The organism is Agrobacterium sp. 16-2014-1-2a (assembly GCF_053522705.1).
Genome location: NZ_JBNWBX010000011.1, coordinates 169,895 through 185,496, shown reverse-complemented (window position 1 = coordinate 185,496; position 15,602 = coordinate 169,895). Strand labels below are relative to the sequence as shown.

Annotated in this window: 13 protein-coding genes; 6 read left to right on the top strand and 7 right to left on the bottom strand. The window is 56.4% G+C overall.

Annotation, left to right across the window (positions count from 1 at the left end):
- The first annotated feature begins 12 nt into the window (after positions 1–12).
- Positions 13–561, top strand: coding sequence for a cupin domain-containing protein (locus tag ACQZ45_RS24675; RefSeq protein WP_003510910.1), 549 nt, complete (start codon positions 13–15; stop codon positions 559–561).
- Between the two features lie 21 nt (positions 562–582).
- Here ACQZ45_RS24675 and ACQZ45_RS24670 read toward each other — a convergent pair whose 3' ends face one another.
- On the bottom strand, positions 583–792 hold the full coding sequence (locus tag ACQZ45_RS24670; protein WP_149916022.1) for a hypothetical protein: 210 nt from the start codon (positions 790–792) through the stop codon (positions 583–585).
- 385 nt (positions 793–1,177) lie between these two features.
- Between ACQZ45_RS24670 and ACQZ45_RS24665 the strand changes: the two genes are divergently transcribed.
- The 3 genes from ACQZ45_RS24665 to ACQZ45_RS24655 all read left to right on the top strand — a co-directional run bounded on the left by ACQZ45_RS24665 (position 1,178) and on the right by ACQZ45_RS24655 (position 4,615).
- Entirely contained in the window at positions 1,178–1,858 is a 681-nt protein-coding gene (locus tag ACQZ45_RS24665) for a sugar transferase (RefSeq protein ID WP_003510909.1), read from the top strand.
- Positions 1,859–2,052: 194 nt separating this feature from the next.
- On the top strand, positions 2,053–3,339 hold the full coding sequence (locus ACQZ45_RS24660; protein ID WP_013761580.1) for a polysaccharide biosynthesis/export family protein: 1,287 nt from the start codon (positions 2,053–2,055) through the stop codon (positions 3,337–3,339).
- 7 nt (positions 3,340–3,346) lie between these two features.
- Complete coding sequence (locus ACQZ45_RS24655; RefSeq protein ID WP_003510903.1) at positions 3,347–4,615, top strand: O-antigen ligase family protein; 1,269 nt, start codon at positions 3,347–3,349, stop codon at positions 4,613–4,615.
- 19 nt (positions 4,616–4,634) lie between these two features.
- Here ACQZ45_RS24655 and ACQZ45_RS24650 read toward each other — a convergent pair whose 3' ends face one another.
- From ACQZ45_RS24650 to ACQZ45_RS24630, 5 genes are all read right to left on the bottom strand, one after another.
- Complete coding sequence (locus ACQZ45_RS24650; RefSeq protein WP_013761578.1) at positions 4,635–5,129, bottom strand: hypothetical protein; 495 nt, start codon at positions 5,127–5,129, stop codon at positions 4,635–4,637.
- Positions 5,130–5,267: 138 nt separating this feature from the next.
- Positions 5,268–6,632 carry an HlyD family type I secretion periplasmic adaptor subunit gene (locus tag ACQZ45_RS24645; protein ID WP_112391227.1) on the bottom strand — a complete coding sequence of 455 codons (1,365 nt, stop codon included), beginning with the start codon at positions 6,630–6,632 and terminating at the stop codon, positions 5,268–5,270.
- Between the two features lie 8 nt (positions 6,633–6,640).
- Positions 6,641–8,863, bottom strand: a complete 2,223-nt coding sequence (locus tag ACQZ45_RS24640; RefSeq protein ID WP_112391226.1) for a type I secretion system permease/ATPase — start codon at positions 8,861–8,863, stop codon at positions 6,641–6,643.
- A 76-nt stretch (positions 8,864–8,939) separates the two neighbouring features.
- Positions 8,940–10,961, bottom strand: a complete 2,022-nt coding sequence (locus ACQZ45_RS24635; protein WP_113291564.1) for a hypothetical protein — start codon at positions 10,959–10,961, stop codon at positions 8,940–8,942.
- Positions 10,962–11,112: 151 nt separating this feature from the next.
- A complete protein-coding gene (locus tag ACQZ45_RS24630) occupies positions 11,113–12,093 on the bottom strand; it encodes a fibrinogen-binding protein (RefSeq protein WP_112152962.1) in 981 nt (326 codons plus the stop codon).
- A 908-nt stretch (positions 12,094–13,001) separates the two neighbouring features.
- Between ACQZ45_RS24630 and ACQZ45_RS24625 the strand changes: the two genes are divergently transcribed.
- Positions 13,002–13,772 carry a helix-turn-helix domain-containing protein gene (locus ACQZ45_RS24625; protein ID WP_003510893.1) on the top strand — a complete coding sequence of 257 codons (771 nt, stop codon included), beginning with the start codon at positions 13,002–13,004 and terminating at the stop codon, positions 13,770–13,772.
- Between the two features lie 60 nt (positions 13,773–13,832).
- Here ACQZ45_RS24625 and ACQZ45_RS24620 read toward each other — a convergent pair whose 3' ends face one another.
- Positions 13,833–14,183, bottom strand: a complete 351-nt coding sequence (locus tag ACQZ45_RS24620) for a hypothetical protein (RefSeq protein ID WP_013761572.1) — start codon at positions 14,181–14,183, stop codon at positions 13,833–13,835.
- A 396-nt stretch (positions 14,184–14,579) separates the two neighbouring features.
- Between ACQZ45_RS24620 and ACQZ45_RS24615 the strand changes: the two genes are divergently transcribed.
- On the top strand, positions 14,580–15,602 hold the full coding sequence (locus tag ACQZ45_RS24615) for a UDP-glucuronic acid decarboxylase family protein (protein ID WP_019564672.1): 1,023 nt from the start codon (positions 14,580–14,582) through the stop codon (positions 15,600–15,602).

The window sequence follows — 15,602 nt, the reverse complement described above, 5'->3', positions numbered from 1 at the left end:
GGGGGATCACGCATGTCGGTGGATATAGGCGGGCGTTTGCGCCATTTGCGGCTGCGTCACAATATTTCCCAGCGTGAACTGGCAAGACGTGCTGGTGTTACCAATTCGACGATTTCCCTGATCGAATCCAACACCTCCAACCCGTCCGTCGGCGCGCTGAAGCGCATTCTCGACGGTATACCGATCGGCCTTGCCGAATTTTTCGCCTACGAGCCGGAGACCAGCCGCAAGGCATTTTACCGCGCGGATGAACTTGTCGAAATCGGCAAAGGACCGATATCCTTCCGGCAGGTGGGCGAAAATGTTTTCGGCCGCAGCCTGCAAATCTTGAAGGAATGTTACCAGCCGGGTGCCGATACCGGCAAGGTGCCACTGGTCCACGATGGAGAAGAGGGGGGTATCATCCTCTCCGGGCGTCTGGAGGTGACGGTCGACGAGGAGCGGCGGGTTCTCGGTCCGGGGGATGCCTATTATTTCGAAAGCCGCAGGCCGCACCGCTTCCGCTGCGTTGGTCCAGTGCCGTGCGAGGTCATCAGCGCCTGCACACCACCCACCTTCTGATTCTATGGCTTTCGGGTAAAGTCACGCCGGAATGGTGGTCGGACCGTTCCAGCCGGAGATAATTTGGTCCAGCCGGAGAGATTTTCTACGATCCGACCGAACTTTGATACGGGTTCCTGCCATTATTTTGCCGCTTTTGCGCCGCTTTTGCAATTTTTCCATCGCTTTTTCTTGGCGAAGTTGGCGTGCCGGCAAAAAAATCCCGGTTAATATGTCAAATTTTATATGCATTGCCACAATCTTGCTGCGCTGCAAAAAAATTTAATATTCTTCCTGACACATGGCTGTTCTTGGCGTTCCTGTCTCACCTGATTAAGTCACAAGAAACATATAAGAAAAGACTATCTGTTGTCGAAAACGCAATACATGCGGGAGCGGCACCCATGCTCTCAACACATGGCCGCCGGCACATTTGTTGCTTTTTTATGCAACCGTTAATATTGCCCTGACGTTGATCGGCCGCTCTCGCAAGAAATCGCATAGACGGTCAGGGGCAATGTGCCTTACAAAAAATCCATTAGCATCAAATTCAGAACACAGACTTGTTATCTCTTTTAGACGGAAAGACACGCCTCCGGGCACCGACCAATCGCAAAACATAAATGGAGTTCTCTCTATGAAGTCCGCGACCCAATCGGCTGAACAGACACTCAGCAGTTCCGAAGACTTCGATGTCAGTTTCCCTATCGGGGGCATCGCAAAACGCAGCTTCGATATGACATCGGCCCTGCTTGCGCTGCTCATCTTCAGCCCGATTTTTCTGTTGATCGCCGCACTGGTGAAATTGTCCGATCCCGGCCCGATCTTTTATGGGCACCGGCGTGTGGGACATAATGGCCGCTATTTCCATTGCCTGAAATTCAGGACGATGGCGATGAACGGTGATGAAATGTTGCGGCAATATCTTGCCGCCAATCCGGAGGCCGCCGAGGAATGGCGTGCGACCCGCAAACTCAAGAATGATCCGCGCGTAACCGCAGTTGGTGCCGTGCTGCGCAAGCTCAGCCTTGATGAGCTGCCGCAGCTTCTCAACATCATCCGCGGCGAAATGAGCGTCGTTGGCCCGCGCCCCGTCGTCGACGAGGAGCTGAGCTACTACGAAAGCGATGCCGCCTATTACCTCAGCACCCGTCCGGGCCTGACCGGCCTTTGGCAGATCAGCGGCCGCAATGACGTCAGCTACAAGACCCGCGTGGCTTTCGACACGCAATATGTGCAGAACTGGTCGATGCGACAGGACGTCTTCATCATCGTCAAGACCATTCCCGCCGTGTGCCTTTCACGCGGAAGCTACTGAAAACCGATATTGAGTTTGGCTTTATCGATCTTTGTTTTGCCACGCACCCTGACCGGGATCCCAAGTCCGGTCTTTGGGTGCGTCATTGGTGCAAATCATAATGGCCGCTTTTTGCGGCGCTGTGCAGCCGGCACCGTCCGGCTGCTCTATCGCCTGATCGCCCGCGCGGCGATCCGCAAACAGGGAGTTTCCCGATGAACGGTCCTATTGCCGTCGCTAGCCGTCCGCTTGCAAAAAGAACCGCCGGACGCACTTTCTCCGCCCTTCTGCTTGTTGCATCCGTCGCATTCGGAGCGCCGCTTTCCGCAATGGCTGCGGAAGGCGCTCAATACAAGCTTGGCACCGCCGACAAGCTGCGCATCCGCGTTGCCGAATGGCAGCCGGCCGATGGCAGCATCCGCAACTGGGATGTCATCAACGGCGATTATTCCGTCGGCCCATCCGGCGCGCTGTCGCTGCCCTTCATCGGCCAGCTGGATGTGGCGGGGAAGACGTCCGCAGAGGTCGGTGAGGCGATTGGAGCCCAGCTTCAGAGCAAGTTCGCCCTTCGCAACCTGCCGTCGGCTTCTGTCGAAATCGCCCAGTTCCGGCCGATCTTCCTCAGCGGAGATGTACAGACGCCCGGCGAATATCCCTATGCTGCCAATCTCACGGTGTTGAAGGCGGTAAGCCTTGCCGGCGGGTTGCGGCGCTCCGATGCCGGGCAGCGTTTTGCCCGCGACTTCATAAATGCCCGCGGCGACGCAGCCGTTTACGACAACCAGCGCGCAAGGCTGCTTGCCCGTCAGGCGCGGTTGATCGCCGAGGTCAAGGGTGACACGGTCATCGCCAAGACGCCGGAGATGGAAAAGATTGCCGAGATCGACGCGCTTCTCGCCAGCGAAAGCGCGCTGATGAAATCGCGCACCGAGCGTTACACTTTGCAGCTCAAGGCACTGACGGATCTGCATGCGCTTCTGGAAAGCGAAGTCGAATCGCTGAAAAAGAAATCGGAAACGCAAAACCGCCAGCTCGAGCTTGCCAATGAGGACCGAGACCGCGTCAACCGGCTGAACGAGCAGGGCCTTGCACTATCGCAACGGCGTATTTCCGCGGAAGAACGTGCAGCGGAGGTGGAAGCCGCGCTGCTTGATATCGACACGCAGTCATTGCGTGCCAAGCAGGATATCAACAAGGCGACCCAGGATGAAATCAACCTGCGCAATGACTGGGTGGCACAGCGCTCCAAGGAATTGCAGGACACGGAGGCGGAACTCGACAAGCTCAATCTGCAACTGGGTACAAGCCGGGAATTGATGTCGGAGGCGCTCGCACAATCGGCTGAGGCGATCCGTTTCGATCCGTCGGGAAAATCCGCGACAATCAGCTACGTCGTGGTGCGTGAGGAAAACGGCAAGCCGAAGGAGGTGAAGGTGGATGAAAACGCCATGCTCCAGCCAGGCGACGTCATCAAGGTCTCGTCCGAAATCCTGATGCAGTGAGGTTTTCATGCGGATCGCCAAATCGGCACTGATCGATCCCGAACGCAATGAGGTCTACGGAATGGCGGCGATTGCGCTGTCATTCTTCGTTTTCGCCTATTCGTCGCGTTTCGGGCAAATCTCGATTCTGGCCTATTATGGCATGTGGCTGCCCCTGGTAGTGGTCAATTACCGGCGCGTGCTGGGTAACTATCCGCGCTATCTGTGGATATTCGCCTTCGGCATCCTGACCGTGCTGTCGAGCTTCTGGTCGGAGGCAGCATCGGTCACAATGCGCGCTTCCATCCAGTATATGACGCATATCGTCTGCGCACTTATCGCCATGCGGGTGGTGTCCATCCGCACGCTGACACGTGGGGCGTTGATCGGCATCACCGTCATTCTGCTCTATTCGCTGCTGTTCGGTGTCCACCTCTTCGATGCGCTTGATGGAACCTACAGTTTTGTCGGGGCTTTCTCATCGAAGAACCAGCTTGGCTTTTACGCCTCGCTCGGCGTCATTTTCGCCGTCTCGTCCGTGCTGATCCTCAAGCAAAGAGGTATCTGGCTGCCGATCGCGGGCATCACCGGGCTCTTATCGGCCTATAGCCTAATTGCTTCGCAATCGGCCACATCCACCATTACCACGGCGGCGGTGGTCGCCCTCATCATCGGTTTCATCCCGATTGGCATGCTTTCACCGGCCAACCGCAAGATGACCTTTTTCGCACTCGGCGGTATTGGCATATTGCTGGTGGTCGCGTCCCTGCAGTTCGGCTTGCTTGATGCCATTCTCGGCCTTTTCGGCAAGGATTCGACACTGACAGGACGCACCTATCTCTGGCAGCAGGGCATCGAAGCGGCAAAGCAGACACCGATCCTCGGCGTTGGTTACCAGGGGTTCTGGGTGGTGGGTTTTGCCGATGCCGAGCGCCTGTGGAACGACTTCTTCATTACCGGACGCAGCGGCTTCCATTTTCACAACACCTATATCGAGACGGTGGTAGAGAATGGCATCGTCGGCATGGTTCTGCTCGGCATGGTGCTTTACGGAACGCTGCTCGGCCATCTGCGCTCGGTCCTGATGCGCCAGCGCGATCCGCAGGGCGTCATTCTCTTTGCCATCTGCGCGCTGTTCGTCGTCCGCTCCTTCGTGGAGATCGATATCATCTTCCCATTCCAGATCGGTTCGTTCCTGCTGTATTTCGCCGCCGGAAAACTGTGCCTTCCGGCGAAAGCCACGCAGAACAGCGAAACTCATCCCGCGATTGGCGTGCGGTTACAGACGCGAGCCTGAGCATTCGCTCTGCCCGATCCTAGAGGTAATCCGATGAGACGTGCGGGCTGGCGTGGATGAAACTCCACATGTCCTTGCTGACAGAGACGATGTCGGCGATGGATTTTTCGAGGTGTTCGATTTCTTTCTCGTCCATGCGTTCTACCTTGCCGTAACGGACCTGGGTTTCGTCCTCCACCAGTCGCATGAGCTGAGTGCTGGCAATTTCGCCCTTTTCGTCGAAGGAGTAGATGCAATGATTGTATTTGTTGCGCGTTTTCGATTCTTTCTTGAGCCGCGCCATGATGGAGAGAATGGTCTTGCGATCCGGCGCTGGCGTTGAGGGAAGTTTTGCCAGACGCTCGATGAGATCCATGCGCGCGCGCGTGGTGTTGAGCGTCAGAAACACGACGATGGCCGCTTCCTTCTCCACTTTCAGGAGATGGACGATCAGATAGATCATCAGGCTTTCGGTGTTGGTCCACACGTAATTCAGCCTGCCGACCATCAGCAATATATCCGACATTGCCGCCATGCTGTTCTCCCGCCCCACCAGACATATACTGGCATTCTATGCTGATCTGGACGGGATTGACAGTGTAGGTCCATTCTGCGTTCCGCATTTTCCAGACACAAAACCGCCGTCCAACCTTCCTGGAAAAGCGGTATTTCTTCATCTTTCCTTGAATGCTCGGGACATGCTGTCGGAGATAGGCTTGGTAAGATATTCGAAGAAGGTTCGCTCCGAAGTCTGGATCAGGACATCCGCCGGCATGCCGGGAACGGGATGGAAATTATGGACCTTCGCGATCTCCTCGTCTGAAACCTGCACGCGCACGATATAGACGTCCTTAACCTGCAGGCCTGCATTTTCCTCGATGCTGTCGGCGGAGACGTAAAAGACCTTGCCGTTCAGAACAGGCGTGGTGCGGCGGTTCAGTGCCGAAAGGCGGATCGCTGCCGTCTGGCCCTCATGCAACTGGTCGATGGAGGTTCTCAGAACCTGCGCCTCAAGGATCAGGGGAACGTGGGCGGGCAGGATTTCCATGATCGGCTTGCCGGTGGTGATGACGCCGCCTGCCGTGTGGTAATAGGCGCGCACCACGGTACCGTTGACCGGAGAGCGGATGACTGTGCGTTCCAGCACTTCGGCGGCACCGCGCACCTGCTCGCGCACGCTGTCCAGATCGGCTTCGGCGGTTTCGAGCGCGTCGAGAGCAGCCTGCTTGTTGGCGTTGATGGCAATGACCGCTTCCTGCTTGAACTTGGCGATTTCAGCCTCGCTCTGGTTCATCTCGCCGGTCAGTCGGGCGATATCGCCCATGGCATCGGCAATGGCGCGCTCCAGCGCCAGCATGTCAGTCTTGCGGATGACACCGTCCTTGGCAAGCCTTTCCTTGGAATCACGCTCTTGGGTCAGAAGTGCCAGTTGACGGTCGAAGGACTGCTTCTGCCCCTCATAGCCCGCATAACGAAACTCCAGCGACTTGATGTTCTTTTCGATGAGATTCAGTTGCTCGTCGAGCTTCACGATCTTGCTGTGGAACACGATGTTCTGGCTCTGGATGATGGATTTGATATCAGGATCGCTGGCTTCCTTCATGACGATGTCAGGCACCTTGAAGCTTTTTTGGCCCTGTGCCTCGGCGCGCAGGCGCGTGACGATGGTTTCGAGGCGAAGGCGTCTTAGCTGGAACATGCGCTCGTTGGCGAGCGCCGTCGTCTTGTCGAGCGTCAGAAGCACGTCGCCTTCCTTGACGGTGTCGCCTTCGCTGACCATCATTTCCTTGATGATGCCGCCCTCCAGATGCTGCACGACCTTGTTGTTGCCGGTGGCGACAAAGCTGCCCTGGGCAATGATGGCGGCGGAGAGCGGTGCAGTGCCGGCCCAGTACCCGAAACCGCCGAAGGAGGCGAGCAGCACGGCAAGACCGATTGAACTGTGGAGGCGAATGGAACGTGGCACTTCGCTGTACCACTCAAGCTGGCCCTGGGGTTTTACCTCTACGACGGCAACGGCGGTTTTTTTCTTGAACATGACGATCCTCAACCCTCGATCCGCGGAGACTGGCTACTTTGCCGGCCATTGCCGGAAATAGCCTTCAGTACGTCCATCCGTTCGCCGAACATGGCGACCGATCCGTCCTTCAGCACCATTATCTTGTCGACGCACTGAAGAAGTGCGGGTCGCTGGGTGATGGTGACGGTGGTGATGCCCTGTTTCTTGGCGTGCAGAATGGCTTTTGCCAGCGCCTGTTCGCCCTGCGTATCAAGGTTGGAGTTTGGTTCGTCCAGAACCACGAATTTTGGATCACCGAAGAAGGCGCGGGCAAGCGCGATGCGCTGCTTCTGGCCGCCCGAAAGCGGTGCGCCATCGGCGGCAACCACGGTTTCGTAGCCCTGCGGGAAACCGGCGATGAGCTCGTGTACGTCGGCGAGCACAGCCGCCTCGTAGATCTGCCGGTCTTCGACATCGTCACGCATGCGACAGATATTGGCCTTGATGGTGCCGGGAAACAGCTGCACGTCCTGGGGCAAATAACCGATGCTTTCACCGAATTGCCGCTGGTCCCAGTTGCGCAGGTCCATGAGGTCAAGGCGGACATTGCCGGAAGTGGGAAGGATGGAGCCGACCAGCATCTTGCCAAGCGTCGTCTTGCCGGAACCGGAATTGCCGATGATGGCAAGGGATTCCCCTTTCTTCAGCGAAAAGGAAATGCCGTTCAAGATCACCTTCTTCTGCGGCGGCGGCACGAAAAGGATACGTTCCACATCCAGACGCCCTTCCGGATTGGGCAGGCGCAGACGCGGGAAATTGAGCGGTGAGGTGATGAGAAGCTGCTTGATACGGCTATAGGAGGCTGCAGATTTGTTGAACTGATGCCAACCCTCGATCGCTCCTTCGATGGGCGCCAGCGCGCGGCCGGAAATGATGGATGCTGCGATCACCATGCCGCCTGTCAGTTCGCCCGCGAGAGACAGATGCGCGCCCCAACCCAGGAGTGCGACCTGCGTGATCATGCGGGCTGCTTTGGAAACACCTGAGAACATGATGTTGCGATCCTGCGCCGCCACATGCGACTTCAGCGATCCGGCTGTTTCACGACCCCACATCTTCACGGCCTCTGGGATCATCGCCATGGCATTGATGATCTGCGAGTTGCGCGACATGGAATCAAGATGGAAATTGGCGCGGCTCAGATAACCGGAGGCTTCCGCGAACTGTCTGGCGGTGAAGCGCTGGTTCAGCCAGGCTATGATGAACAGCACCGCGCAGCAGACCATGATGATGACGCCGAGATGCGGATGTACAAGATAAACCACCACGATGAAGAGGGGCATCAACGGCGCATCGAGAAAGGCGATCAGGGTGCCGGAGGTAATGAAGGAACGCAGCTGCTGCAGGTCCTGCAGGATCTGGTAGTCCTTGCCGCTGCCATGCAGGGAGGCGCGGGCCGCTGCCGACAGGATCGGCGCTCCAAGCTGCACTTCAAGCTCGACAGCGGTGCGCATCAGGATGAAGCGCCGGATGGCGTCCATGAAGGCTTGCAACAGAACCGCGCCGAGAACGGCGACCGTCAGCATGACGAGGGTATCCATGGAGCGGCTTGTCAGTACCCGGTCCGAGATTTGGAACAGATAGAGCGGGATGGCAAGCAGCAGAACGTTGATGGCGATGGTGAACAGCATCACGATCGCCATGTTGCGCCGTATCGCGGCGATGCCCTTGGCGAGGCTGGCGGCGAAATTGACGGGTTCACTGCGCTTGTGGAAGCCGCTCTGGCTTCCGCCTCCTCCTCCGCCACCACCGCCATTCTCCGTCGGCTCCTTGCCGTTGCCGCCGCCGCCCGTCACCGGACGGCGCTCGTTTTCACGGATAGGCCCGTCATTATTGTCGATTGTTTTGACGAAGGGCAGGTCGGGTGCGCTTTTCAGCTCGGTATTGTCCACCTTTGCTTCCGGCTCCGGCGGTGAGGCGGTGCGCCGGTCTTGCTGCGGCGGCACTGGCCTTTCCTGCGGAACGTCACGCATTTGCGGTTGTTCGGCGTATGGGGAATGTTGCGGAAGGGGCCGGGCCGGTGTGATCTCAGGGGAGGGCGGGGCTGCTTTCGCGGTCGGTTCCGCGCCGGACAGATGGCGCAGGTTTTCGACGGCCTCGTTTATGGCCGAAATGCAGGCATCAGTCAGCTTGCTGTCTTCCGCATCCTGATCCAGCGGCAAGTCCAGCGAGTGCCCGGCGGTAATGGTTTTTCTTGAAATATGATCCATTTTTTTATTAATCCCCTCGGTGATCTCGCGGTTTCTGCGGCTTTGGCGGCGGGTGTTTCTCCCCGCCTGTCAAAACCTATGCAGTGACCGCCTGCATGACGTCGGATGAATGCGCGCTCGACCACGACATGTCGTGACCGGCGTTGATGACGCCATCGGATTCATTCTGAATGGTGGCGGGATCGTCGTGCAGAAACGCGATCACTTCGTTTGCCAGCTGCTGGCCTTGGTGACCCGGTTGCGACGCATCATTTTCGATGATGCCGCCCTGTATCAGGATAGCATCCGAATAAAGCCCGCCTGCGACGTAGGTGGTGGAACCGAAGCTGTCGTAATCGATAATCTGCGCGAGATTGATGACGGCGTTGCTGCCGGTATCGATATGGATCGTGACGTTCTCGTTGTTTTCGAGAATCTTTGCTGCTGCCTGCGTCACATAGTCGGAATCGCCCAGCACGCTCACCTGTTTGATGATGCTGACGTCATAAAGATTGCCAGTGATGTAAAGGACGTTGATCCCCTGATAGCCCGCAAAATTGGCATCGTGGGCAAGCGCGTCCGGCATGTTCGGATCACGCTCGTTAATCGCTTTCACCGTCTGCGCCATGTAGTCCGGCATGGTTTCGAAACGGTCGTTGCTACCGACGTTGTGGATGCTGGCGTCGTTCCACAACAGGTTGTTGCCGGACTGAACGGTGGCGCCCTCAGGCGCGTCGGGGTTGGCGCGGATCCAGTCATTGTCGTAAAGCACGGCGATCTGGCTGATGAGGTTCATGTCCAGCACATTGCCGCCGACGATGACCAGATCGTACTGCATGCCGATGCCGAGGAAATTTGCGATGTTGAGGGCAGCGTTGCCACCGCTCAGCAAGCTGACGCTGGCGCCCGAAGAGGTAACCGTCAGTGTGTCGTTGTCGCTGATGAACTGGTACTGCTCGATCCAGTGGACGAAGGACACGTCTCCTTCGAGGACGCTGACACGCCAGGCAGTGGGAAATATTGGTGGTTCACCACTATCGTGGCTGCTGTCGGCGCTTTCCGCACCCGGATAGACACTGCGTGAGAAGGTCGCAATATTGTAGGCGGCGGTTGCGTCATGGTCTTGGGACTGCGTGAAAACGGAATCGACCTCATCGCGGTCGCTATAGACATAGGCCTGGGTGATTGCGTCGATCTGGTGATAATCGCCCATGACGGTGGTGACGGAGGCCATGACGGCAGTATTGACCAGCGTTGCTATGTTGGCGACGACATTTGCGCCGGCAGCTACATCGAGGCTGTTTCCGGCGGGACTATCCTCATGCAGCGAAACATCGCTCTTTTCCGGCTCTTCAGCGGGCTTGGCAATGCCACGATCCGGCATGAAGTCGTCGAGCGTTGGCTTTTCGCTTGCCATGGAGCCATTGATGTAGAGGCCGTTGATGTCATTGCCGGCGAGAACGAAATCCTGTTCCGCGCCGGTTCCAAGGGACGTCACGTCATTTTCGCGTGCATGGTCGATATAATCATGTGCTGATTTGGCGAGCGCCTGCAACGCGTCGTAGCTGTCGGTGCGCTGGAAAACGGAAAAGGGCGTGAAGACGGCTGCTTCGTTGTAGAACTCGACGGTGCGCTGGGTCACGAAACTGGTGTCGCGCGCCACATTGGGGCCGTCCGTCATGTTCAGATAGTCGTCGTCCTGAAGAATATTGACCTGCGTGACATGCGCGATAACCGAGCCAGGGCCGGTGTGCACCACCAGTTCGCGTTCTTGCTCAAAGGAGACACTGCCCGGAAAACGGAAATGCGCGGCTGACATATCGACCGGTATCGCATTTGCAAGCTGCTGCATGTCGTGTTCGACCATGCGAGCGAAATGCGGTTGCAGATAGTCGAAGTCGTAATAGCCGGCGCGATATTTAACGCCGGGATCGTAATCCTGAAGCTGCAAGTCGTAGTTCTTGTCTAGCAGTCTTGCCGCGTCATCATCCGACAACCGGTCTTGGTTCGCGTGTGCCGTGCCTTCTGCATAGTTGCTTCTTAGACGCGCTTCCTCGATCACCGTGTCGAACAGGCCGATGAAATGCGCAATCATGTCTGAAATTCTGTCGATTTGCATTGCAGGTCCCTCCCTGATCATCGCGGCAGAGCCTGGGCGGCGGGCGGCACACGTCCAAGAGGCGGTGCTTCGTCTTCGCGCAAACCCGGTCCTTCAACCGCAAACTGCACCGGCGAATGCCGGTGCAGCTTTTTTCATAGAGAGGTACTCGTCAGGAGCCGCTGTCCTCGCCGGTATCGGAAACATGCGAGTTACCGCCTGTGACCGAGACATCAACGGCATTGGAGAGCATGTTGGCGCCCTGCACCAGTTCCAGATGGAAGCCGGAGTTTGCAAGGATAGCCGATGCATCTGCAGTGCTGGTACCCGCAGCGTCGTCGCCAGCCTTGAGGTCCCATCCCTTGCCGTCCATGCCTTCTGCGCCAAAGGCGTCGCCGGCATTCGCGCTCAGGTGGTTCTGTGCACCACCATTGTCCATCCTGACATCCCAGGCCTGATCCTGATCCGCCAGGTGGTTGGCCTGCACAAGGCTGAAGCCCGTGTCGTTGCCTTCGCCGTTGAGCGAGCTGTTGAGGATATTGTCGACATCAAGTGTGAAGGAGAAGTCGTCACCGAGGTTAAAGGTGAGGTCTCCGCCAGCGATGCCGAGATTGCCGACATCCTTGACGCCGGCGATGTTGCCGAAGTCGTCATCCGACTTGTAGAAACTGTCGGCAGAGTTGAAGCTGCCGGACGTCGCCGTTGTTGTTGTCGATGTGTCGTTGTCGGAATATGAGAAGGTCTTGGTGTCCGTATCCGTGACCGTCTTCACGTTGATGTCGTTGTCGCTGTACGACTTGCTTTCATAGCTCCAGTCGTAATCCGACTTGATTTCGGTGTTGGTTTCGGTGCTTGTCTTTGTGGTCGTGTCGTTGTCGCTGTAGGACTTGCTGTCATAGCTCCAGTCATAGTCGTTGTCGCGATTGTCGCCGTTGCCCACTGCGACGTCGATTTGGGCATCAACATCCACATTGGTGCTGTTGTTGCTGTTGTCACTGTTATCGCTGTTGTCGTTGTTGCGGTTTTCACCGTTTGCGGTGCCGACATTGCTGTCGTCCACCGTCGCGTCATTGGTCGAGGTGTTGGCGAAACCCTCCGAAAGCGCGCCAATCTTGGTGATGTCGTCGCCCGCAGGCTGTGGATTGTAACCCATTTCGATTTCCTCCGAAAAAGCTCGGAGCAGCTTTCGAAATCCCTCTCATCTAAAACGGGATTTTTTCGCGCTTGCTCCGCGTTGCACAAAGATTGATGTTCTGCAGATGCACTCGGTACGTCTCATCTGCGGCTTGGCATCGGCCCGTAACCGGGCTCTTCTCGTTCAGCCCTTGTGCGCTACTCGGTATTAAGGCGCACAAATCCGTTCCTCGCTCCGTTGGGAGCGCGGTGGCTTCGTCTTTTTGCTTTCGTTATGTCTTGAAAAGGAACCGGCGTTTGCAAACACACGTCAAAGGCCGGGGTTGTCTTTCCATCGGTCACTGTTTGCAGCGACGGTCAGACTGTGCAGCAGAAAAATCGCGCTTCCTAGCTATCAATTCGGGCTAAACATATCGGCACCCTTACCACCAATATATATGTCGGAAGGCGGTCGCATGGAGATTTGCCGCCGGTTCAGACGCAAATAATTGCGCTCAGGCCGGGAAAAGCTGCTTTTTCTAAAAATATAGTCAATGGCGGTGAGAAGGGTCCCTATCCCGAAATGGCACATTCCGGAAGCTCGTTTGCCGGGCAGGTATGTAAAGGGATATCAACCAAAAGTTATATTTTCCCGGATTGCAAAACCGGAGCGAAAGCTTTTCCGATGTGTTTGTTTTTACACTGGTTCCGGGCTCAACGATTCATTACGGGCGTAACCAATTTTGTACGTCAATTGCAAGAAATAACCCATTTGGGCCATTTCTTTGCACAGCTTTTCGTATTAGCCTCCTTAATTAACGGGTAATTAATGATAGTTGACATGGCGTGAAGCGGGAGTTGCCCCATTTGTTTCTAGGGGTATCCCGGCGAATGACAGAGCACACAACCAAAAAGAACGTAATGCGTAGCGCTTTAGGGGAGACGTCGATGTTCATGGGAACTTCAGATTATGCGGCAAAACAAAGTGGAGCCGTTGCGCCTATAAATGGAACTTTATTGATCATCGCGGATCCGGACCTGTTTTCCGAGTGCCTCGTGGAGGCGCTGGGCAAAAAGTTCCCTACATTCGCTGTGATGAGCGTTATGTCCTCGGCAACGATCGACGATGACTATGGCGCCGATGTCCGGCTAGTCCTGCCGTACCGTATGTCGGGCGAGCGGCTTCATAGCGTTCTTTCGGCAGTCCACGAAAAGCATCCGGATGCCCCAATTGCACTTGTCGTCGAAACCATCGACAAGTTTGAGGAGCCGCTGAAGCAGCTGGTGGGGATGCGTATCATCGATGGCGTGCTGCCGCTTAATCTGCGGCTCGATGTTTTCATGGCGGCGGTTGATCTCCTCATGAAGGGCGGGGAGCATTTCCCCGCTGCCCTTCTCGGCAAGCTCACCCCCTATTCCCAGGCCGTGAACGGCAAAAGCGTTCAAAGCAACGCCGTGATCGCCAACCGCGCCGACGCTCTTGCCGTCAGCAAGAGTGAAATGGCGGCGCTGACGACGCGCGAGGTGCAGATCCTCGACCTGCTTTGCAAGGGAACGCAAAACAAGATCATCGCCGACCGGCTTCACCTGTCCGAGAATACCGTGAAGGTGCACGTTCGCAACATCTACAAGAAGATGAATGTGCGCAACCGAACGGAGGCAGCGTCGCGCTTCTTTCACAAGGACGACGACGCGGCTATCTCCGGCTGGAGAAACTGAACATCTGGCGGGCCTGATGCCGCAAGGACGCCAGTTTCAAGCAGAGGTTATGCCTGAGGCTCAGGGCCTCAGGAAACAGCGGGACTTCTGACCAAATCCGCTCGGTGAGCAGATATAGGGAGACGAACCGGAATAGGAATGCCGCGGCGATATCGTCGGTGTGTCGTAAGTATCGGCAACAAGCGTGACGGCTGCGTTGCCTGTCTTGTCATAGCCGTAGGACGCCTTGGCTGGAGCAACCCGGCTCTTGATCGTTGCCGTATTAGCAGATGCGGTCTTGATCAGAACGGCATCTTCAACGACGGAGCACGAGGCCGTTGCGAAAGTGAACGTCGCAAGTGCGGCGGCAACAAGTGCAAAACGACAGCGGCGGGCCGCTTTGCTGTTATGGGAATAAGGCATTTCATTCATGATGTATGTCCCCTGAAATCGACTAGCTGTCGCATCTCGCCGGGTGGTTTTGCCCCGGTGGACCGAGCCTTACAAAACCAGAATAGTCCCGACTGGTTGAGCGAAGCTTGCGCTAATGCTCAATAAGAAAGGCATAATGGAGGCGTAGTTAAAAAGTATTAAATCGAGTGATTAATACGAGTAATTCGGGGTAATCAATTGTAATATTTCGATAAAATAAAGTTGACCTGTTTTATGACGCGCCTATCATAAAAGTTGAAATATACCGAATCCAAATATTAAAACCTCCAGAAGAAATAAAAACCGGAGGTGATATTCGAAATATCCTGCAATCTGGAGTTTGATCTAGTTCAAGTCGAATCAGCCGGGCTGGTTCCTCATTGGGAGGAGTGTGTAATGCGTAATTTCGTTCCCAACGACCATGACAACGGCGCTACAATCTATTCCGAGTGGCGGCCAGGCCAGCGCGTTCTGGTCAACGGCGGGGCTGGTTTCCTTGGCTCCCATCTTTGCGAACGTCTGTTGGCTTGCGGTCATGAGGTGATCTGTCTCGACGATCTTTCGACTGGACGGACCGTGAATGTTGAGCATTTGCAAGCCAACAAGCGGTTTTTGATGGTCGAGCATGATGTCCGCAAGCCCTATGACATCGACGTCTCGCTGATCTTCAACTTCGCGTCGCCGGCCTCGCCGCCGGACTACCAGCGTGATCCAGTCGGCACCCTGCTTACCAATGTGCTCGGCGCGGTCAACGTTCTCGAAGTCGCTCGCAGATGCGGTGCAACCGTGGTGCAATCCTCGACATCGGAAGTCTATGGCGACCCGCTCGTCAATCCGCAGCCGGAAAGCTATTTCGGCAACGTAAATACAATCGGGCCGCGAGCCTGCTACGATGAGGGCAAGCGCAGCGCCGAAACGCTTTTTTTCGATTATCACCGCTTTTATGGCGTCGATATCAAGGTTGGGCGCATCTTCAACACCTATGGGCCGCGCATGCGCCCCGATGACGGGCGGGTGGTTTCCAACTTCATCGTCCAGGCGCTGAAGGGTTCGGACATCACCATTTATGGCGACGGCAGCCAGACGCGCTCCTTCTGCTACGTCGATGATCTGATCGACGGGTTCCTGCGTTTTTCAGCCAAGCCGAAGGATTGCACCGGACCGATCAATCTCGGCAACCCGAGCGAAATTCCGGTGCGGCAGCTGGCCGATATCGTCATCCGCATGACGAATTCCCGCTCGCGCATCGTGCATCTGCCCGCTGCGATCGATGATCCGCAGCAGCGCCGTCCCGATATTTCGCGTGCCAAGGAAATGCTCAGATGGCAACCGCGCGTACCGCTCGAAACCGGTCTGGAGAAAACCATCGTCTATTTCGATGCGCTGCTCGCCGGCAAGAAGGTTGCGGAGGCCGTATGA